Source organism: Flavonifractor plautii ATCC 29863 (genome assembly GCF_000239295.1).
GTDB lineage: Bacteria > Bacillota > Clostridia > Oscillospirales > Oscillospiraceae > Flavonifractor > Flavonifractor plautii.
On the sequence record NZ_JH417639.1, the window covers coordinates 18256 to 38179 of the forward strand.

Annotated in this window: 15 protein-coding genes, 1 tRNA gene, 2 pseudogenes and 1 riboswitch; of the genes and pseudogenes, 14 read left to right on the forward strand and 4 right to left on the reverse strand. The window is 55.6% G+C overall.

From position 1 onward, the window contains the following. The first annotated feature begins 102 nt into the window (after window positions 1-102). The 7 genes from HMPREF0372_RS01185 to HMPREF0372_RS01210 all read left to right on the forward strand — a co-directional run bounded on the left by HMPREF0372_RS01185 (window position 103) and on the right by HMPREF0372_RS01210 (window position 6828). Entirely contained in the window at window positions 103-1290 is a 1188-nt protein-coding gene (locus HMPREF0372_RS01185; RefSeq protein ID WP_039996442.1) for a M20 metallopeptidase family protein, read from the forward strand. Continuing rightward, on the forward strand, window positions 1287-2312 hold the full coding sequence (locus HMPREF0372_RS01190) for a methionine ABC transporter ATP-binding protein (protein WP_007488238.1): 1026 nt from the start codon (window positions 1287-1289) through the stop codon (window positions 2310-2312). Before HMPREF0372_RS01185 ends, HMPREF0372_RS01190 begins: the two co-directional genes overlap by 4 nt. Continuing rightward, window positions 2312-2992 carry a methionine ABC transporter permease gene (locus HMPREF0372_RS01195; protein ID WP_007488239.1) on the forward strand — a complete coding sequence of 227 codons (681 nt, stop codon included), beginning with the start codon at window positions 2312-2314 and terminating at the stop codon, window positions 2990-2992. Before HMPREF0372_RS01190 ends, HMPREF0372_RS01195 begins: the two co-directional genes overlap by 1 nt. Before the next feature lie 45 nt (window positions 2993-3037). Beyond that, the gene (locus tag HMPREF0372_RS01200; protein WP_007488240.1) at window positions 3038-3895 is read left to right on the forward strand and encodes a MetQ/NlpA family ABC transporter substrate-binding protein; all 858 of its coding nucleotides are present in this window, start codon (window positions 3038-3040) and stop codon (window positions 3893-3895) included. A 4-nt stretch (window positions 3896-3899) separates the two neighbouring features. Further along, window positions 3900-5006: a tRNA 2-thiouridine(34) synthase MnmA gene (gene mnmA, locus HMPREF0372_RS01205; RefSeq protein ID WP_039996443.1), complete on the forward strand. Its 1107-nt coding sequence runs from the start codon at window positions 3900-3902 to the stop codon at window positions 5004-5006. Window positions 5007-5279: 273 nt separating this feature from the next. Continuing rightward, window positions 5280-5435: a hypothetical protein gene (locus tag HMPREF0372_RS19540; protein WP_155116943.1), complete on the forward strand. Its 156-nt coding sequence runs from the start codon at window positions 5280-5282 to the stop codon at window positions 5433-5435. Window positions 5436-5706: 271 nt separating this feature from the next. After that, the gene (locus tag HMPREF0372_RS01210) at window positions 5707-6828 is read left to right on the forward strand and encodes a cysteine desulfurase family protein (protein ID WP_039996445.1); all 1122 of its coding nucleotides are present in this window, start codon (window positions 5707-5709) and stop codon (window positions 6826-6828) included. 421 nt (window positions 6829-7249) lie between these two features. On the opposite strand, the gene HMPREF0372_RS01215 is transcribed toward HMPREF0372_RS01210, so the two are convergent. After that, window positions 7250-7681, reverse strand: a complete 432-nt coding sequence (locus HMPREF0372_RS01215) for an RrF2 family transcriptional regulator (protein WP_007488247.1) — start codon at window positions 7679-7681, stop codon at window positions 7250-7252. Window positions 7682-7800: 119 nt separating this feature from the next. Here HMPREF0372_RS01215 and HMPREF0372_RS21265 point away from each other — a divergent pair. Beyond that, window positions 7801-7959 (forward strand): annotated as a pseudogene (locus HMPREF0372_RS21265) (pyridoxal-phosphate dependent enzyme); the annotation flags it as partial. A 344-nt stretch (window positions 7960-8303) separates the two neighbouring features. On the opposite strand, the gene HMPREF0372_RS18940 reads toward HMPREF0372_RS21265, so the two are convergent. Both HMPREF0372_RS18940 and HMPREF0372_RS21270 read right to left on the reverse strand, forming a co-directional pair. Beyond that, on the reverse strand, window positions 8304-10613 hold the full coding sequence (locus tag HMPREF0372_RS18940; RefSeq protein WP_007488250.1) for an S-layer homology domain-containing protein: 2310 nt from the start codon (window positions 10611-10613) through the stop codon (window positions 8304-8306). An 81-nt stretch (window positions 10614-10694) separates the two neighbouring features. Further along, a pseudogene (locus HMPREF0372_RS21270) lies at window positions 10695-11765 on the reverse strand (leucine-rich repeat domain-containing protein); the annotation flags it as partial. Between the two features lie 360 nt (window positions 11766-12125). On the opposite strand from HMPREF0372_RS21270, the gene HMPREF0372_RS01230 reads away from it, so the two are divergent. Continuing rightward, window positions 12126-12920: an IclR family transcriptional regulator gene (locus HMPREF0372_RS01230; RefSeq protein WP_007488253.1), complete on the forward strand. Its 795-nt coding sequence runs from the start codon at window positions 12126-12128 to the stop codon at window positions 12918-12920. An 85-nt stretch (window positions 12921-13005) separates the two neighbouring features. Then, a riboswitch (cobalamin riboswitch) is annotated at window positions 13006-13231 on the forward strand. 342 nt (window positions 13232-13573) lie between these two features. Here HMPREF0372_RS01230 and HMPREF0372_RS01235 read toward each other — a convergent pair. Beyond that, window positions 13574-13665, reverse strand: a tRNA-Ser gene (locus HMPREF0372_RS01235). A gap of 192 nt (window positions 13666-13857) precedes the next feature. Between HMPREF0372_RS01235 and HMPREF0372_RS01240 the strand changes: the two genes are divergently transcribed. The 5 genes from HMPREF0372_RS01240 (at window position 13858) to HMPREF0372_RS01260 (ending at window position 19918) form a co-directional block, all read left to right on the forward strand. Next, on the forward strand, window positions 13858-14661 hold the full coding sequence (locus tag HMPREF0372_RS01240; RefSeq protein ID WP_024723080.1) for a cell wall hydrolase: 804 nt from the start codon (window positions 13858-13860) through the stop codon (window positions 14659-14661). 253 nt (window positions 14662-14914) lie between these two features. Continuing rightward, window positions 14915-15730: a cell wall hydrolase gene (locus HMPREF0372_RS01245; protein ID WP_007488256.1), complete on the forward strand. Its 816-nt coding sequence runs from the start codon at window positions 14915-14917 to the stop codon at window positions 15728-15730. A gap of 218 nt (window positions 15731-15948) precedes the next feature. Then, window positions 15949-16800 (forward strand): undecaprenyl-diphosphate phosphatase, encoded by an 852-nt coding sequence (locus tag HMPREF0372_RS01250; RefSeq protein ID WP_039996447.1) that lies wholly within the window; start codon window positions 15949-15951, stop codon window positions 16798-16800. Window positions 16801-16847: 47 nt separating this feature from the next. Then, on the forward strand, window positions 16848-19505 hold the full coding sequence (locus tag HMPREF0372_RS01255) for an FtsK/SpoIIIE family DNA translocase (RefSeq protein WP_007488259.1): 2658 nt from the start codon (window positions 16848-16850) through the stop codon (window positions 19503-19505). A 5-nt stretch (window positions 19506-19510) separates the two neighbouring features. Then, window positions 19511-19918, forward strand: coding sequence for a GNAT family N-acetyltransferase (locus HMPREF0372_RS01260; RefSeq protein WP_007488260.1), 408 nt, complete (start codon window positions 19511-19513; stop codon window positions 19916-19918). The last annotated feature ends 6 nt before the right edge of the window (window positions 19919-19924 follow it).

Genomic DNA, 19924 nt, shown 5'->3' on the forward strand with positions numbered 1-19924 from the left:
TGCTATGGAAAAATTTTAGGTGCGGACGATGTACGCACGGAAGCGTCCCCAAACGTAATAATTTTTTGGACCGGAAGGATTCCAGCGAAAGAAGGTATCAGTTTGAATGAATTGCGTGAGCAGGTATGTGCTGAAAAAGAATATATGATTAACTTACGTCGGGATTTTCACCGTCATCCGGAATTGTCCCTACAGGAAAGGCGTACTGCTGGGGTGATCGAACAGGAGCTTGAGCGGTTCGAAATTTCGCATACTCGGATCGGAGCTACCGGTGTTCTGGGGATTTTGCGAGGCACTCAAAGCGGCAGCGGAGTCGTAGCCTTACGGGCGGATATTGACGCGCTGCCCATTCAGGAAACCAACGATGTGGAGTACCGTTCTCAGACAGACGGAATCATGCACGCCTGTGGGCACGATGCCCACACAGCAAGCCTCTTGGGTGCCGCGAAAGTCCTCTCCCAAAATCGTGACCGCTTTGGTGGAGAGCTCCGTTTTCTGTTCCAGCCGGCGGAGGAGACCGGCAAAGGCGCTCCAGATTTTATAAATGCCGGAGCCCTGGATGGCGCGGAGCGCATTCTGGGCCTGCACAGTGCTCCGGATCTGCCCCTTGGCACCATTGGACTTACGCCCGGACTGAACAATGCCGCAGTGGATCATTTCCGTATCCTAGTCCATGGCAAGGCGGCCCATGTCTCCACCCCGCAGTTGGGCGCGGATGCCCTGTATGCCGCCAGTCAGATCGTGGTAGCGATCCAGGGACTGGTTGCCCGGCGTTCTTCACCTGTGGAGCCAGTGCTCCTCGGCGTCGGGAAATTTGCTGCTGGAACGACCTACAATGCCGTTGCGGAATATGCGGAGCTGGAGGGGACCACCCGCACGATCTCTCAGGAGACGCGTCTGCAGGTGCGGGAGTGGATCGACCAGACCGCGGAGCAGATTGCAGCCATCAGTGGCGCGGAAGCCAGGGTGATTTGGTCGGATATTACCTCCGCTCTGATTAATGATCCGCAGGTCAGCCGTGAGGCGGCAGAAGTGGCAAAGGGGCTGGGAGACCATATTCAGGTCGTCACCAATCGCCCCTTGTCCCTGGGCGGCGATAACTTTGCTGAGTATCAACGTTTTGTACCAGGGTGCTACGCCTATATTGGCACAGCAAACACAGACTTGCCCAGCACATTGAACAGCCTCCACAACGGAAACTTTGATTTGGATGAGAATGCACTTGTCTTGGGAGCAGGCTTATATGTGGGATACGCCCTGTGGTGGCTTGGAAGGCAGGAGAAGCCATGATTCAATTAGAACATATTAGCAAACGATATGTCGGCCCCAGCGGTACGGTGGATGCGCTGAAGGATGTGTCGGTTCATGTGGAGAAAGGAGATATCTATGGGATTATCGGCTCCTCCGGCGCAGGAAAATCCACTTTGCTCCGCATGGTCAACCAGTTGGAAAAACCGGATACCGGCACAGTCACCGTGGCTGGCCGGGAACTGAGCACGCTCTCCAAAGCTGAGCTGCGGAAGATGCGCCGTAAAATTGGCATGGTATTTCAGCAGTTCAACCTATTGGAGTCCAAAACCGTATTCCAGAATGTTGCGATTCCACTGATCCTGGAGGGCATCCCCAAGGAGAAGATCACTGAACGCGTCAAAGAAGTGCTCCATATCGTGGAGCTGCACGACAAACGAGATACTTATGTCACTCAGCTTTCCGGCGGACAGAAACAAAGGGTGGGTATTGCCAGGGCGCTGGCAACAGAACCCGCAATTCTCCTGTGTGATGAAGCCACCAGTGCACTGGATCCCAAGACCACAGAATCCATCCTCGGCCTCCTAAAGCGCATCAACAAAAAGATGGGCGTGACAATTCTGCTGATCACCCACCAGATGCAGGTGATCCAGATGATCTGCAACAAGGTTGCCGTCATGGGAAACGGGCAGATCGTGGAACAGGGAACAGTGTTGGATGTGTTCAGCCAGCCTCATGCTCCAGTGACACAGGAGTTTGTCCGCACGGTTATCAACGATCAGATCCCCAAGAGCATTCTGGATTTGCTCCAGACAGAAACGCGGCACTACGTGATTGACCGGCTGAAATTTATCGGCGCCAGCGTCAAAAAACCGGTCATTTCCGAGATTTGCCAGATTGCCGGCGTGGAGGTTAATATCCTTGGTGCAACCGTTCAGGAGTTTGGGGAAAGCATCATGTGTATTTTCATCCTGCAAATGTTTGGTTCCGATGACAAGCTGCTCCAGGCCGAAGCACAGATCGACGCGACTGGAGTTCTCCGCGAAAGGGTGGTATTCGACTGATGGAAGCTCTGTTGGAAACAAAGATTTTTAAGGTATCTGTCGAGCGACTGCTGCTTAATGGCGGTCAAACACTATACATGGTGGGTATTGCACTATTGATTGGCACTGTGCTCGGTACCTTGCTCGCCTTGGTGCTGGTGCTCTGCCGCAAGGGCGGCCTTGTGGAAAATAAAGTTCTACACAGTATCGTCAGCCTCTACATCAATGTGGTACGGAGTGTTCCGTTCATCATTTTGCTGGTTACCATCATGCCGCTTACCCGCGCTATTCTGGGTACGACGATTGGCAGCACGGCCGCTTTGGTTCCGTTAGTGGTCTATATCAGTCCCTATTTAGCCCGCTTGATTGAGAACAGTTTGCTGGAGGTATCCCCAGGCATTCTGGAGGCGGCCCAGGCCATGGGAGCCACAACCTGGCAGATCATCCGCTGTTTTCTGATGCCTGAAGCGCTGGGTTCTATGGTTCTGGCCTTGACCACAGGAACCGTCGGCCTGTTGGGCGCCTCCGCTATGGCTGGTTACTGCGGCGGAGGCGGTATCGGCGATCTGGCATTGACCTATGGTTATGAAAAGATGAATACCCCGTTGATGATAGTTACTGTCATTGCTCTGGTCATCCTGGTACAACTATTGCAGATGGCAGGCAACCGTGTTTCCCGCCGTCTGCGTGAGCACAGATAATGTGTGATTCATATTAGTGTCGAGTCGTGAAAGAAGGTTAATCCTATGAAGAAGTTTTTTGCATTGGTAGTGTCCCTGATTCTGATTCTGAGTTTGACTGCCTGCGGCGGCAGTGACAGCTCCACGGACAGCGCACCGGCCTCTGGAGCATCCTCCGCCGATCCCGCCGCAAAGACGGAGATCGTCTACGGCAAGTCTCAAGGTCCCTACACCGAATTGTTCGAAGCAGCGATCGTTCCCATCCTAGAGGAGCAGGGCTACACCCTGAAAGGAGTCGACTTTTCCGACCTGCTGACTGCCGATATCGCCCTGAACGACGGCGATGTGGATGTGAACGTGGAACAGCACACGGCATACGCCGAAAACTTTAACTCCAATAACAACGGTGATCTGGTTCCCATCAGTCCCATCCCTACCGTTCCCGCCGGTATTTACTCTGGGACCCACACATCTCTGGATGAAGTGACTGACGGCGCAAAAATTGCCGTCCCCAACGATGCCTCCAACACCGCTCGGGCCTATGTCCTGCTGCAAAAGATCGGCTGGATCACTCTGGATAGCGGCGTAGATCCCTCTGCCGTGACACAGGATGATATCGTGGAGAACCCCAAGAATCTGGAATTTGTGGAAATGAAGTCTTTAACCATCCCCGCAGCCATCCAGGACTTTGACTATGTAATCATTACCGGCAGCATTGTTTACAATGCCGGGATTGACCCCTCTGCTGCACTGGCAACCGAGGACATTCTTGATCACCTTATCCTACAGGTTGTTGTCAAGGAAGGAAACAAAGATGCTGACTGGGCGCAGGCCATTGTAGACGCTTATCACTCTGACCGATTTAAGGCCTATCTGGAGGAGAACAACGACGGCCTGTGGTGGGTTCCTGAAGAACTGCAGTAGGAAGATGTCAGCTAATAGAGAAAAGAGTGCCCTGATTGCAATGAGCGGCGGTGTGGACAGCTCTGTCGCGGCATGGCTGATGCGTGAGCAAGGATATCGCTGCGAGGGAACGACCATGCGTCTTTACCGCAACGCGGACATCGGCTTGAGTCAGTTCCATACCTGCTGCTCGCAGAAGGATATCGACGACGCCAGTGGGGTGGCGTTTCAACTGGATATTCCCTATGAAGTGCTGGATTTTACCATGGACTTCAGGAACCAGATCATCGGAAAGTTCATCCGAACATATGAGTCGGGCGGGACACCGAATCCATGCATTGATTGTAACCGGTATATGAAGTTCGATAAACTGCTTCGCTTTGCCGATGAGAGGGGACTGGAGTATGTGGCCACCGGACACTATGCCCTCATTGAATATGACGAAGTGTCCGGCAGGTATCTTTTGAAAAAAGCGCTGGATGACAGCAAGGATCAAAGCTATGTGCTGTATATGCTGACACAGAACCAGCTTAGCCACATACAGTTTCCTTTGGGCGGCAAAATGAAAAAGGAAGTGAGAGAGATCGCGGAACAGTTGGGATTCTGCAACGCCTGGAAGCACGACAGTCAGGACATTTGCTTCGTTCCGAACGGGGACTATGTCAAGTTTATGGAACAGTATACCGGAAAACACTACCCGGCAGGAGCGTTTCTTGATCTGGAGGGCCAGCCGGTCGGCAGACATTGCGGGGCTGTCCGTTACACCTTGGGGCAAAGAAAAGGACTTGGTCTTGCCATGGGTGAACCTGTGTACGTTTGCGGAAAGGATATGGCTGCCAATACGGTCACAGTGGGGCCGGAAAACGCGCTGTATAGCAGTATGCTTCTTGCGGAAGATATGAACTGGATCTCCATCCCGCAATTAAAGCAGCCCATGCGGGTGAAGGCCAAAACCCGATATCGTCAGGCGGAACAGTGGGCTGCTGTGTACCCGGAGCAACACGGCCGTGTTAGGCTGGAATTCGATGCGCCGCAGAGGGCTGTTACCGTTGGACAAGCTGTGGTTCTGTATGATGGAGATGTCGTTGTTGGCGGCGGCACGATCTGCCAGGCGCCGCCAACGAAACGCTGATTCACAAAATACAGGCTCAGGCTTGGACAGCCATATGTTGAACGGCGGACATGACCACTGCGGCGCCTGCTGCTGCGGAAGTTGCGGTGCGCTGAAACTGACCCAAACAGAGGTCGATTTACGGCGTCTTTCTGCTCAGATTCCGAGTGGAAGTATGGTTCTGACCACAAAAGGTCAGGCAGTGATTGAATGAGTGGAAATACAAGAATTGAGGCATAAGCAACGATGCTGAATCAATTTTTGAGGACACAGCGTCTCTTCCACCGGGAGGACATGGAAAAACTGTATCAGGGCCGGGCTGCTGGGGGTGGTATTGGCGGCGTTGGCGAATTTGGTCTCATTGATGATGGACGGGTGTGCCGGACAAGTGTGAATCGCTACACTTTTGCAACCAGAAAAACCGTGGGGCAGAAAGCGTGGAAAAGGTGAAATCCGCTTCACTGAACGTTCCTGTAAGGAGCTTTGCGGAGAACATTTTAACGAGAGGGAGTACTTTAAATAATCTCCCGGTTAGAACCACGCTTTAAGCTGGTGATACCCAATTGAGGATTACTTAAATTGGCGGTGAGTTCCATGCAAGCTGTGTGATTTGGCGGCGGATCGGAGACAGTGTGGCGCCGGGAGAAGGTTTTCGCCATTGTTTTGCAGGAGGGGATGATTCACTCTGGAGACAAAATTATAGTTTTACCGGAGAGACGCCATGATTTACCTTGACTACTCCGCCAACACACCGGTTGATCCTGCTGTGCTAGAGGCATTTTGTAAAGCGGAGCAAACGTATATCGGAAATCCGAACTCAACGCATTGCGCTGGACGTGCAGCCTGCGAGGAGATGGCCCGAGTGACAGATCATATTGCTGGACTTCTCGGTGTGGAACCCGCCGGGATTATCTACACTTCCGGAGCCAGCGAGTCGAACAACCTGGCAATCAAGGGAATCGCCCAGGCTTCCCGAAGTACCGGCAGACATATGATCTCCACCGTACTGGAACACGCATCTGTGGGCGGCACACTTACGGCTTTACAGCAGCAGGGCTGGGAAGTAGATTTGTTGGATATCCAGCGGGATGGAACCATTGACCTGGAGCAACTGGGTGATCTGCTGCGGAAGGACACGATCCTGGTGTCAGTCTGCGCGGTGGACAGTGAGCTGGGGACAGTGCAGCCAATCCGTCAAATTACGGAGATTCTAAAAGATTTTCCAAACTGCCGTCTTCATGTGGATGCCACCCAGGCGATAGGAAAAACGGAGCTGGTGATGGATGGTGTGGACACCATGAGCATCGCTCCTCACAAGTTTTACGGTCTCAACGGCAGCGGACTTCTCCTGAAAAAGAGCAGTGTGATTATCGAGCCTCAGATTCACGGCGGTTCCAGCACAACGCTTTACCGTAGTGGTACACCGGCTTTGGCACTGGCTGTTTCCATTGAAAAAGCGCTTCAATTGACGCTGACGCAGCAGGAAGAACGGATCCGCTGTGTTCGGCAGTTGAACGAATACCTAAAGACTGCACTGCTGCACTATCCGTCAGTCCGGATCAACAGTCCGGAAGGCGCGGTACCGCATATCCTCAACCTCAGCGTTCAGGGGCTTAAAGGCACGGTATTTCAACGTGTTTTGAGTGAGCGGGGCGTATGTGTTTCCGTCAAGTCGGCCTGTTCCGCGGAGGGGACGCCATCCAAAGCGGTATTTGCCGTCAGCGGGGACCGAAAAAATGCGCTGTCCTCCTGGCGAGTGAGCCTTAGTCATTTGACAACACGAGAGGAGCTTGACGAATTTTTGCAGGTGTTCGACCAATGTTACAAAGAGTTGGTTCCATGAAAAATCCATTGGACTATCAGATTTCGAAGTATGACTGCGGTTCCACCGCTATGCTCAATGACGCGAGCTTTCGGTTCCAAGGGAAAGATATCCCCCTGTAGTTTACCAGTAATATCACCCTGTACTGTTTGGATTGTTACGGCTCAGATGGAGTTTGCGAAAAGGGTGGAACCTTTTTGCGGAGAACGGCTCAATCTGTGACAACGGAGGCGGCGGTTCTAAACGTCAGGAAAACAAAACACTGCTCTGTGGGTTAAAACGAAGCAATCCCGGCATTAAAAAGAGTATATTCAACAACATCCACGCTGTTTTCCAGATACGGTGCCCGGTTGCAAAAAAACGGTACAGAGCACTGATTTTTGGAGCAATATGAGGAAAAATGAGCCGGTAGGATATCCTACCGGCTCATTCTGTTACCTAATCAAATTACATAATTATCTCCAGCAGCACCGGACTTCATTAAATCTGCAATGGTAACATTGTCCAGATATTCGTTAATTACTTTATCTAGACCCTGCCACATATGTAAAGTGCGGCATTCCGCTGCTCTGGCACAGACCGCTGCGCCTGGTCCGAGACAAGAAACCGGCGCCAGGGAGTCTTCCGTAAGTCGTAAAATAGCGCCAACAGTGTACTGGTCAGGCGACTTTGTCAATTTATATCCGCCGCCCTTGCCCCGCAGTCCGCTGAGAATATTTGCTTTGACAAGGAGCCTGATGATGGTTTCAAGATATTTCTCTGAAATATCCTGCCGCTGAGCAACTTCTTTCAGTGGGATATAGCCGTCCGTCTGGTGCTCAGCAAGATCAATCATAACGCGCAGTGCATACCGCCCTTTCGTAGAAATCAGCATTTTAAAGTCTCCTTGCACTCATTATAACCTATTATAGCGCATGGTTAATAGGAAAATCAATAGCCTTTTTGGAGCGGCCCTATTGACAGAATGAGCAATATCTATATTTTGAGGACCAATTGATCGGGAAAACACCGCCTCTGAATCTCGTCCCTATTGAGCAGAGCGAAGGGCTGGAGGCCAACCTGCTCGGCAAACTCGAATACTTCAATCCCGCTGGCAGCATCAAGGACCGTATCGCAAAAGCCATGATCGACGATGCTGCGGCCAGCGGAAAATGAAAGCCCGGTTCTGTGATCATCGGGCCTACCTCTGGCAATAGTAAGGGGCTTGGTCAATCCGAAGGCGTTTTGGCTGGCATCTCTTCCGGTGCTGCGGTTTGGGCTGCGCTCCAACCCGCCAAGCGGCCCGAAAATAGAGGCAAGGACCATCACGGCATTGCTGCCGGATACAGGTGACCGTTATCTCTCTACTCCTCTTTTTGCGGACTAAGAAGATAAAAAAGATAGTAAGTCAACTTCATGACTTACTATCTTTTTTGTTTACCCGTACCGGCTGCGTTGTCCAGAGGTCGCATTGTGTCCCTAGAAGAATTAATCCCTGGTCCGGGGGGCTTCTGTGCTTAGTTGTGGGATTCTGTAAAGCGCATGAGAATGGCGGCCATCTCGGCACGGGTGGCGGTGCCGGCGGGGTCGAGCCAACCGCCGCCCTTGCCGGTCAGCAGACCCTCGTCCACCGCCCAGCACAGGGCATCTGCCGCGTAATCGCTAACCGCGTCTTTGTCGTTAAAGCCGTCCAGACTGCCCGTGGGCTCCGGCGTGCCCGCATAGCGGTACAGCATGGCCGCCAACTGCTCCCGTGTCACTGCGTCCTCCGGGCCGAAGGCCCCGGTGCTGTACCCGGTCACAATCCCCCGGGACGCCGACCAGTTGACCGCACCGGCGTACCACGCGTCCGACGGCACGTCGGTGAAGCCTGCCGTACCGGGGACGGCAGGGCTGTCCGCCAGGTTCCAGAGCACTTGGGCCGCCATGGAGCGGGTCAGCACTGTAGTGGGCGCAAAAGCGGCGGGGCCAGTGCCGTCCATGAGGCCGTTTTTATATACATAGACCACCGCGTCATAGTACCAGTCGCCGCTGCTCACGTCGGCAAAGGGGAGTTTGGGCTCGGTTTCAATTTTTGCGAAGCTCGCCTCAATCTCCACCCTGGAGGCGGGCATTTTAAAGGTGTATTTGCCGCCACCCTCGTTGGTGAGCTTGACTTCGCCGCCATTCTTGCCGGTGACAACCAGTTTGTCCAGCTCATAGCCCTCGTTGGGCTTCACGGTGATGGTTACGGTGTCGCCCTTTTCGGCCCGCTTGGGGCTGACGGTGACGGAGCCGTTTTTTCCGCTGTCCACGCTGACGGTGAAACGGCCGGAGCTGGAGCCTCCGCCGGAGGAGCTGGGCCACACCACAGCCGTACCTGTGGCCTTGTTGTAGTGGTCAGTATCATCTGGGGTAAAGGTCCAGGCGTAGGACTTACCGCGCTCCAAGGTCTGGTCGCCATCATCCCAGGAGAATGTACCCGCGACCTCAATACCCGCCGCGTTCTTCATGGAGCCGGACAGGGTGATGGTAGACAGCTCCACGCCGCTGCTGACCTTGTCAAAGGTAGGTTCGCCCTTGGGATTTCCCATGACGATGCTGTATCGCCGGGAGGCGTAACAGTAGGTCTTGGTGTCCTTGCTATACCCATTGATGACAAAGGAGTAGACGCCCAGCTCGGTGGGAGCGATGGCCTTGAGTGCATCGGCGGTCAGATGGGAGTTTGTCTGATTGTACAGGTGCGTTCCGCTAAAGGCGGTGCCCTCTTGTACTGCGTGGAAGTGGGCGGTGAAGGATGTGATGGAATGGTCAGTGCTTGTGCCCTTGGTGTACAGGGTGGTCAGGTTACGGGTGGTAGGAACGATGCCCTGGCCGGTGTACTCGTACACCCGGTCTCCCTCAAAGGTCTCCAGAGGCTTGTCATCTCCCTCCAGATAGAGGTCTACCTCATTCATGCCTTCCTCATAGCAGGTAACATAGAGGATGATGGTATCTCCCGGTTCCCAGTTCGTACCCACGGTGCAGAAGCGGTAGTTGGGGTTTTTCAGCTTCAATTCCACCCGGATGCTGTGGGGATTGCCGTCCGCATCGGTGGTGGGGTGGGTGGGCAGGGTGTCAGTTTGTATAATATTTCCGCTTACATCGTTCTGATAAACATAGTAGACATCGCTGTCATCACCTATGCCGGGCTTGAGGTCGATCTTGTCCTTAGCGATATCAGCCTCGTAGGTTCCGTTCTGACTGCCCTTTTTCACCGGATAGAAGCCCAGCAGGTCACTGAACTTGGGCGCGGTGCCGTCCTCATTCAGCGCGTAGGTGATGTACGGACGGCCGATGCCGCCGTCATTCTGCGTTGTGTCTGCCTTGCCGTAGATGATCCGCATGGGGGTGACTTCCACATTGACGGTCAGCGTCCCTGTGACGCCAGCCTCCGTTCTGGCGGTGGCGGTGATGGTGGTTTTACCCACCTTGTTTGCCTTGAGCTGATCGTCCTCAATAGAGACAATGGTGCTGTCACTGGACTGCCAGTTGGAGAGGGTGACGCCCTCGATGGTCGGGAGCGTCTGGGTGGAGCCGTACTCCATGGAAATAGCATCGGATTTCAGCTCGATCCACTTGGCGTAGTAGGTCTTTCCTACTGTGGAGTTGGTCACAGCGGTACCGGTACAACCCTCGTTTTCGTACCAGCCATCAAAGATGCTGCCCTCTTTGATGGGAGTTGCCAGTTTGCCAGACTCAAACTTGGTGTCCGCCGCAAAGGTGCCGCCATCGGTAACGGCCAGAGAAGTTTTATCTGAATCGAATCCATTGCTTGTTGAGGTTGGATTAGTCTTTGACTGCAACATCAAGGAAATTAAATCGCTTGAACCCAAATAAATTACACTATTATTTGCCATTCCTTTAAAAATTTGATTATTTTCTGGAATAGAGGAAAGCGATGCCGGAATATAGACACCCGCCATTAAAGATGCATCCTTAAATGCCATGCTACCAATAGTGTTAAGGTTGTTTGAAAGAACCACTCTTTTCAAATTAGTACATCCTTGAAAAGCACTCTCGGCAATTTCGGTAACAGAGCTTGAAATGAGGACTTCTTCCAGCTTAGTACACCCCTTAAAAGTCTCCTTGCTTATTTTTGTAAACTGTGGATTTTCTGGAAAAACGCAACTTTCAAGCTGTATACAGTTACTAAAGGCACCAGGAGCAATCGTCGTTACCGTATCTGGCAGAGTAATGCTTGTCAGAGAACTGCACCCCATAAAGGCATTAACTCCAATTTCAGTGACGGCTCCATTAAACTCAATGCTACTAATGCCCGTCGCTGCAAATGTATAGGATGGGATGGAAACTACGCCAACCGGAACAGAAATCGTTCCATTCAAAGAAGAACATTTATAAAATGCTTGTGGCTCAATAGTAGTCAGATTTGCTGGTAATGTGATGGAGGTAATTCCAGAACCATAAAACGAATCTTGCCCAATTTTAGTTATAGAGGCCGGAAGAACTACCGTCTTCAAATTTGTATAATTCTTAAACGATTTCGCGCCAACAGAGGTTACTCCGTCTTGAATTACTACTCGAGTAATCTTCTCGCGTGAGTAGTGCCATTCTGGCTCGCCACTACTCACATTGTCTTCCGTGATATAAGCATTTCCCATAGGACCATTACCGAAAATTGTGAGAGTATAACCATCCTCATCGTTCGCTGTAAGTGCCCATTTAACAGTATCGGTATATTCCTTGTTTATATAATCATATAGGCCGCAGTTACCGGACATCACATTGTCAGCGGGGGCGGGATCATCCTCCGTGGTCTCCGGTTCATCGGGCAGGACGCACTCACACTCATGCCCGGCCTGCAGGGTACAGCCCTCGGTCACGGCGCAGGCAACCGGCGTCTCGCTGCCCTTGTCTCTCTCGACTGCAAGGGCAGAAACAGGAAAAAGAGACGGTAACAGTACCATCGCCATTATGCTTGCTAGTAGTCGTTTTCTCATTTGCTCTATTCTCCTTTATACAAAAGTAGTACCTTTCTAAACTGTCCGCTTTGTAAAAGTGTACCTTTCTAAAGCGCAATTTTACTGTTTGTATTTGCTGAAAAAGTATTGAAAATCCTGGCAGACTTGTGTATCATACAAACAGGGATCGTTCTATCTGAAAGTTTGTAAAGGTACACCTTTTCAAACAAAGCAGCGCCTCTGGATTTCTCCAGAGGCGCTGCTGTCTTTCTGACGCGGACAAAATTATTTGCTCTTATCAACTTCGTGATGGAAAATGCTCCCTTAACTGTTGCAAATTCGTGAATTATATGGTATCATTTTACATGAAAAGACATTGGAAGTAAAGGGTGTTGCACGATGAATGCAAAACTATCCAAGGTCAATCAGTCCATTGAAAAAACCATTCAGATTGTGGAGGTTATGGCCCGCGGTAAGGGCCCTATGCGGCTGCAGGACGTTGCTAAGAAATGTGGAATGCCGGCCAGCACGGTGATGCGGATGCTTAATACACTGCAGGTGTACGGCTATGTCAATCAGGATCCCTGTACGCAGCACTACTCTCTGTCGTTGCGGTTTGCGCGCCTGGGTTGCTTGGTCAGTGAACAGACCAATATGCGGGATGTGGCGCGGCCATTCCTGGCAGAGTTGGCGCAGCGCTGTCAGGAGACTGTGTGCCTGTGGTGTGAGGCAGAAATGGAAGTGGAGTGCACCGATGTGGTGGACGGCCCGGACGGAATCCTGATGGTGAGCCAGCGGGTAGGCGCACGCGCCCCGCTCCACGCCACCGGCGCGGGAAAGCTCCTGCTGCTCAATTACAGTAACCAGAAGCTGAACGAGTACATAGCAGTTAAGGGCCTGCGGGCCCTGACGCCCCATACACTGGTCACGCGGGAGGCGCTGGTGAACAGCTTGGAGATGATACGCAGTCGGGGCTATGCCCTGGAGGACGAGGAGCGGGAGCTGGGTGCCCGCTGTGTGGCGGCGCCGGTGCGTGATTACTCGGGGCGGATTGTAGGCGGGATCAGTGTCTCAGGTCCCACCACCCGTATGTCCAGGGCGCGGCTGGAGGCGCTGGCACCCCTGGTAATGGATATGGCAGCGGAACTCTCCCGCCGGCTGGCCTATGAGGAGTGGCCTGAGGAAGGGGATTGACTTTCCCGGTCGGGCGGTATATGATGGAAGCACAGTTGAATATCGAACTCCGGCTTTTGTGGCATTTACGCGACCCCGCCTGTCCGGGCGGGACACGTATTCTTGTTCGCTGAACAAGGGAATCAGGTGAAATTCCTGAACACGGCCCAGCTCCGCTCGGTGCGGATGGGTACGTAGCTGTAAGCACGGAGCGTATCCTCTTTCCGTGAAAGCGGGTCACTGGCTTGTGCTGGGAAGGCGGGGGATATGCGCTGGCGGCATAGCCGTCTGGACGTGTGAGTCAGAAGACCTACAAGGAGCAGTTTCTCCCCGAGTGGAGGGGAGAGGCATGGTGCGTACAAAAGCGGTAACCTGAGGTTACCGCTTTTTTCGACCTGCTCCCAAGGTGGGAAAAAGCGGATACAGAGGTATCCGCTTTTTCATTTCGGGATCGACGGTTCCGCTTAACAGGTGAATTCCAGGACCGGCCAGGCGGCCGCCCGGACATTGGGGAGAATGGAACGGGGCCGCAGACTCCCGACGGAGCGCGCAGGGCCTGCGAATGGGTTGGGGCGGGGAGAACAGCTCCCGGACAGGCGCCCTGCCAGCTAAGCTGGTAGGGCGCCTGATTCATATTGAATAAAAAACTCCGCAACCGAAAGGTTGCGGAGTTTTGGCGGAGAGAGAGGGATTCGAACCCTCGAGACGCTATTAACGCCTACACGATTTCCAATCGTGCGCCTTCGACCAACTCAGCCATCTCTCCATGGTGAGTGCTCTATCCTTGCTCGCCCATCAGCCGAGCAGCAGAGATTATTATATCAGCTTTTTCGAATACGTCAAGAGGAAAATTGAAAAAAATCAAAAAAAGAGGGAAGTCAGGAAAACATTGTGCCTTGCCAAGGGGAGGGGAGAGCGGTTACAATCTGGTTACAAAACAAAGAAAGGTTGTGGAACCATGAAAAAGCTGGTACTGGCCGTGGCATTGAGTGCGGCTCTGGTGACCAACGGACAGGCGGCGTCCGCCGGCCCGCTGCGGGTCAACGGCGCACCGGTGGACGCCAGCGGCAGCTATGTCCATCAAAACACTACCTATGTCCCCCTGCGGACGATAACGGAGGCGCTGCGCCCCGATGCAGAGGTGGATTGGGTGAAAGACCGGGCTGTGGTCCGGGCGGAGGGGCTGAAGCTGACGGCCCGGCCAGGTGATGCCTACATAGAAGCAAATGGCCGTACGCTGTATGCCAAAGACGGTGTCCATTTGAAGGCGGGGCGTACGCTTGTGCCGGTGCGGGTGTTGGCAGAGGCGCTGGGCGCCACCGTGGACTGGAATCCGGCCACCGGCGTGGTGTCGGTCAACGGGGGAGGCAGCGCAACGACGCAGCCCGACTACAACCGGGAGGACAAGCTCTACTGGCTGTCCCGCATCATCTCGGCGGAGAGCCGGGGAGAGCCTCTGGAGGGGCAGATCGCAGTGGGCAACGTGGTACTTAACCGGGTGGATTCCCCGGACTTCCCGGACACCATCTACGGTGTGATCTTTGACGACCGGTGGGGTGGGCAGTTTACCCCTGTGCGCAATGGCACAATCTATCAGGAGCCCACGGAACAGAGCATTCAGGCGGCCAAGCTCTGCTTGGAGGGGGTCAACGTGGCCAAGGACAGCCTGTACTTCCTGGCGCCGGCGCTGACCAACAACCATTGGATTATGGAAAACAGAACTCACGTCATGACGATCGGCGCCCACTGGTTTTACCGCTGAACGCGGTGGAGACACATCCGGACAGCTTTCCGGACGTGTTTCTTTTTGTTATCATTTGTAGCCGAAGGAGAGCTGGAAACATCGAAAAATGTTCTGACGCACAAAGAGAAGGGTGAATTGAAACCATTGCAGCACAATGGATTGAACAGTATCGACAAAACTTCCTCTTGACTTTTTGGGGGAGAATCGGTTACAATACGGTTACAAAACAGTGAACAACAAGTAACAGATTGTAACAGGAGGAATCCTAAGCATGAAGAAACGAGCCCTTTGTGCGCTCGTCAGCCTGGCCCTTTGCGTTACCCTGGCCGGGCAGGCGGCGGCGGCTGAGAGCAGCGTCAGCTTTGTAGTCAATGGGATCACCCTTGCGGCAGATGTGCCCAACCGTGTGGAGGCGCGCACTACCTATGTGTCCTACTGGCCCATCGTGAGCGCCTTGTATCCGAACGCGACGGCGGAGTGGGTCAATGGTCAGGCAGAGGTCAAGGCCGACGGCCTGACCCTCCACATCAAGCCCGGCGCCCAGTATATCGAGGCCAACGGCCGCTACCTGTACGTGCCGGACGGAGTCAAGTGCGAGGGCTACAGCATCATGGTTCCCATCCGAACCCTGTGCCAGGCGCTGGGCGCCGGCGTGGAGTGGGACGGAACCCAGTCCACCATCCAGATCACCTCTGGCAGCGGGCCCATCCTCTCCGGTGAGCAGGCCTACCAGGCGGACGTGGTGTACTGGCTCTCCCGCATCATCTATGCTGAGAGCGGCAATCAGCCCCTGGACGGAAAGATTGCAGTGGGTAATGTGGTGCTCAACCGGGTGGCCAGCCCCCGGTTCCCCAACAGCGTCTACGAAGTGATCTTTCAGCGCAACCAGTTCACCCCCGCCGCTAACGGAAGCATCAACCGTACCCCCAGCGCTGAGAGCGTGGTTGCCGCCAAGCTGTGCCTGGACGGTGCCAACACTGCGGGCAGCGCCCTGTACTTTGTGAATCCCACCGTGGCCCCCGGAAGCTGGGCCTCCCGGAACCGCCCCTATGTGGCGACCATCGGGGCCCACGCTTTCTACGGGTAAGGTGCGGCAAAAAGCCGAGACCATTGGTCTCGGCTTTTTATTGTGTAAAAGCATAGCAAAATGGCCATGTATCGCCATATTTGCCTGTTGTCATGATATGTGCATCGTGTATGAAATGTCCCGACCGGGAACTGCGGGAGAAAAGGATGGAAATATCCACGCGCGTATGTTAATATAAATACGTATATCCAAATGATTCAGCATGGAGGGAACTGACTTTGACTTATTTTATGTCCATCTTAATGGGGATTATCCAGGGCGTGGCGGAATTCCTGCCCATCTCCAGCTCCGGCCATCTGGCCCTGTTTCAGACGTTTTTCGGGATGGAGAACATGGAGGAGAAATACATGTTCTTTACCGTCCTGCTCCACTTCGGTACACTGATTTCTGTCTGTATGGTCTACTGGCGGGACATTGTGGATATGATCCGCGAGTTCTTCCTGGGCATTGCCGCCCTGGCCGGGCGGAAGGATACCGGCGTTGCCCCGCCGCCGGCCCGACGGATGGTGATGCTCATCATCATCGCGACCGTGCCCCTGTTTGTGATGGTGTTTTTGCAGGATGCGGTGAACCAACTGTTCTCCAACTCCATCATGGTTTCCTGCGCCCTGCTGGCCACCGGGTTTATCCTGTTTTTCTCCGACCGCATGGCCCGGGGCCACAAGACCGCCAGAAATGCGACGGTGGCGGACGCCTTGATCGTGGGCTGCGGCCAGGCGCTGGCGGTTATCCCCGGCCTCTCCCGCTCCGGCACCACCATCTCGGTTGGCATGATGCGGGGCTTTGACCGGGCCTTCGCCGTGCGCTTCTCCTTCCTTATGTCCCTGCCTGCCGTACTGGGCGCCAACGTCCTGGAAATTAAGGATGCGCTGGCCTCGAACTTCCCCATTGAGGAGCTGCCCATGTACTTAGTGGGCGTAGCGGTGTCCGCTGTGGTGGGGTACTTTGCCATCCGGCTTGTTAAGAGCCTGTCCGATAAGGGGAAATTCGGCAAGTTTGCTTACTACTGCTGGGCGGTTGGCCTGGGCAGCTTGGTAGCGGGCGTCGTGAAGATGATACTGCTCAAGTGACAGAAACCCGATACAAAAGAATGACCCTGGAAAGGATTTGATTTTCAATGGCCACAGCACAGAAGAAGAACGCGGGCGGAAAGCGGACGGCCTCGGGTACGGGAAGGACCGCATCCGGCTCCCGCGCTGCCGGCAGCCGGAAGAAGGCCCCGGCGCCCAGGCCCATCCGTCGGGAGGTGGGGGCGGTGGCCTGTCTGCTGCTGGCCATTTTCTCCGCCTTTGGCTACTTCCATATTCAGGCCATCTTTATCGACTTTTTCTGCGGCTTGGTCAAGGGCCTGATCGGCTACGGCTATTGGCTGCTGCCCCCCATGCTGCTGGTGGCCAGCGGTATCTTGGTCTTCCACCGGGGCCGCCCGGTGCGGCTGCGGGTGTGGTGCGCCCTGCTCACCCCAGTGCTGGTGGGCTGCCTGCTCCACCTGATTCTGACCAGGGGCTCCTATGAGTGGAGCCTGGAGCTGGTCAAGACCCTGTGGAGCCAGGGGGAGGCTCTCAAGAGCGGCGGTGTGGTCAGCGGCTTGATCGCCCTGGGGCTGACTGCGGTGTTCAGCAAGTACGGAGCCGGTGTGATCTTCGTCCTGATCGCGGCCATCATGCTGATGGTGGTGTTCCACGTCTCCCCGGTGGATATCGTGGACCGGATCCGTGAGCGGCCCCGGGTGGAGTACGAGGAGGAGGAACTGCCCGAGCCCAAGCCCCGTGAGCGCCGCCGTGCCCCCGAGCCGGAGAGCGCTGCCCGCCGCCAGCAGGTGCCTCAGATCGATATCCCCGTGGACGATGGTCCGCTGGTGGGCAAACGGCCCGAGCCCAAGCCCATTGAGAAGAAGGAGCGCTTTTTCAACCGGAAGCCCTCGGTGCCCACGCCGGACCAGGTATTGGCCGGTGCGGCGGCTGGGGATGTGCCTGAGGCAGAACCCATCGCCGTGTCCCCGCCGCCTGAGACGCCTCAGGAGGCAGCTCAGGCGGCGAAACCGGTGCCGGAACCCATCCCGGAGCCCGCCCCTGCCCCGCCGGTGCCGGAGATTGAGCGGGAGCCCGCTGTGGCCAAGGTGAAGAGGGAGGAGGCTGCCCAGGCGGCGGCCGAGGTGGCCCAGGACATCGCCCGCAAACTGGAGGAGGGGACTCCGGCGGCCTACCAGTATCCGCCGGTTTCGCTGCTGAACGAGGGGGCAGGCGTGTCGGGCGCCGACGTGGCCAGCGAGCTCCAGGCCAATCAGGCCCGCCTGTCCGACACCATCCGGTCCTTCGGAATCGATGCTACCATCGCCAATGTGACCCGCGGCCCATCGGTGACCCGGTACGAGGTGGAGCTGGACCAGGGGGTGCGGCTTAACAAGCTGACCAACCTGGCTGACGATATCGCCCTGGCCTTGGGGGCTACCGGCGTTCGCATCGCCCCCATCCCGGACAAGATCTCCATGGTGGGCATCGAGGTGCCCAACAAGCTCGTCTCCCCGGTCTATATCCACGATGTCATCGACTCCAGTGAGTTCCGGGACAACCCCTCCAAGGTTTCCTTTGCCGTGGGCCGGGACATCAGCAACCGCAATGTAGTGGGCAATATTGCCAAGCTGCCCCACCTGCTCATCGCCGGCACCACCGGCTCGGGCAAGTCGGTATGTACCAACTCTCTGATTATCTCTCTGCTCTACAAGGCCACCCCTGAGGAGGTGCGCCTCATCATGGTGGACCCCAAGATGGTGGAGCTGGGCATCTACAACGGCATCCCGCATCTGCTCATTCCCGTGGTCACCGACCCCAAGAAGGCGGCGGGCGCCCTCCAGTGGGCGGTGGTGGAGATGATGAAACGCTACCGGGCCTTTTCGGAGATCGGGGTGCGGGATCTGGCCAGTTACAACGCCCACGCCGCCAAGACCGAGGGCATGGAGAAGATGCCCCAGATTGTGGTGGTCATCGACGAGCTGGCCGATCTGATGCTGGTGGCCGCCAAGGAGGTGGAGGAGTCCATCTGCCGGGTGGCCCAGATGGGCCGCGCCGCCGGCATGCACCTGATCATCGCCACCCAGCGGCCCTCCGCCGACGTGATCACCGGCCTGATGAAGGCCAATATCCCGAGCCGCATCGCCTTTGCGGTGGCCTCCTCCCTGGAGTCCCGCATCATTCTGGACACTACGGGCGCGGAGAAGCTGGTGGGCCGGGGCGACATGCTCTACTTCCCCCTGGGCACCGGCAAGCCCCAGCGGGTGCAGGGCTGCCTCATCTCCGACGAGGAGGTGGCCGCCGTAGTGGGCTTTATCAAGCAGAACAGCGGCTCGGCCGAGTATTCGGAGGAGATCATCCATGAGATCGAGCAGCACGCCGCCGAGAAGGAGAAGGGGAGCAAGGGCGTGGGCGGCTCCGCGCCGGACGAGGTGGGGGACGACTACGACGAGCTGCTCCCCGCCGCCATTGAAGTGGTGGTGGAGACCGGCATGGCCTCCGTGTCCATGCTCCAGCGGCGGCTCAAGCTAGGCTACTCCCGGGCGGCCCGACTGGTGGACCAGATGGAGGAGAAGGGAGTCGTGGGGCCCTTTGAAGGCTCCAAGCCCCGCCAAGTGCTCATTACCAAGGATCAGTGGCAGGAGATGCAGTTTAAGCAGGGGATGGTGGACGCTGCCCCAGAGCCCGTCCCCGACGAGCTGGAATTTGAGGGCGACGCCATCCCCCAGAGCCGGGATTTGCCCCCGTTTGATATGGAGGATTGAGAGCGATGGAGCACTATGTCATCAAGCCCGCCGGGGAGGCGGGGGAAGCGGCGGTTCACGCCGGCCTGCGGGCCTATAACCGCACCTTTGTCTCCGATACGGCGGATCTCTCCCTGGTGGTGGAGGACGAGGCCGGACAGATCATCGGCGGCTGCGATGCCTTCCGGATGGGGGAGCTGACCCTGCTGGACGTGCTGTGGGTGGCGGAGTCCCGCCGGGGCACCGGCCTGGGGGCCTGCCTCCTGGCCCAACTGGAGCAGGACGCCGCCCGCCAGGGTGCGAAGCGCCTGGAGCTGAACACCTTTGGATTTCAGGCCCCCGGCTTCTATGAAAAGCTGGGCTACCGCCGCTTCGGCGCAGTGGAGCCCGCCGTGGGGGAGTACGGCCACTACTTTTACGTGAAAGAGCTCTAACAGGAC

What these genes read in the sequence shown, in the direction of transcription:
- HMPREF0372_RS01190 (WP_007488238.1), top strand. Translation starts at nt 1,287, where the DNA reads ATGATTCAATTAGAACATATTAGCAAACGATATGTCGGCCCCAGCGGT.
- HMPREF0372_RS01195 (WP_007488239.1), top strand. Translation starts at nt 2,312, where the DNA reads ATGGAAGCTCTGTTGGAAACAAAGATTTTTAAGGTATCTGTCGAGCGA.
- HMPREF0372_RS01200 (WP_007488240.1), top strand. Translation starts at nt 3,038, where the DNA reads ATGAAGAAGTTTTTTGCATTGGTAGTGTCCCTGATTCTGATTCTGAGT.
- mnmA (WP_039996443.1), top strand. Translation starts at nt 3,900, where the DNA reads ATGTCAGCTAATAGAGAAAAGAGTGCCCTGATTGCAATGAGCGGCGGT.
- HMPREF0372_RS19540 (WP_155116943.1), top strand. Translation starts at nt 5,280, where the DNA reads ATGGAAAAACTGTATCAGGGCCGGGCTGCTGGGGGTGGTATTGGCGGC.
- HMPREF0372_RS01210 (WP_039996445.1), top strand. Translation starts at nt 5,707, where the DNA reads ATGATTTACCTTGACTACTCCGCCAACACACCGGTTGATCCTGCTGTG.
- HMPREF0372_RS01215 (WP_007488247.1), bottom strand. Translation starts at nt 7,681, where the DNA reads ATGCTGATTTCTACGAAAGGGCGGTATGCACTGCGCGTTATGATTGAT.
- HMPREF0372_RS18940 (WP_007488250.1), bottom strand. Translation starts at nt 10,613, where the DNA reads ATGTTGCAGTCAAAGACTAATCCAACCTCAACAAGCAATGGATTCGAT.
- HMPREF0372_RS01230 (WP_007488253.1), top strand. Translation starts at nt 12,126, where the DNA reads ATGAATGCAAAACTATCCAAGGTCAATCAGTCCATTGAAAAAACCATT.
- HMPREF0372_RS01240 (WP_024723080.1), top strand. Translation starts at nt 13,858, where the DNA reads ATGAAAAAGCTGGTACTGGCCGTGGCATTGAGTGCGGCTCTGGTGACC.
- HMPREF0372_RS01245 (WP_007488256.1), top strand. Translation starts at nt 14,915, where the DNA reads ATGAAGAAACGAGCCCTTTGTGCGCTCGTCAGCCTGGCCCTTTGCGTT.
- HMPREF0372_RS01255 (WP_007488259.1), top strand. Translation starts at nt 16,848, where the DNA reads ATGGCCACAGCACAGAAGAAGAACGCGGGCGGAAAGCGGACGGCCTCG.
- HMPREF0372_RS01260 (WP_007488260.1), top strand. Translation starts at nt 19,511, where the DNA reads ATGGAGCACTATGTCATCAAGCCCGCCGGGGAGGCGGGGGAAGCGGCG.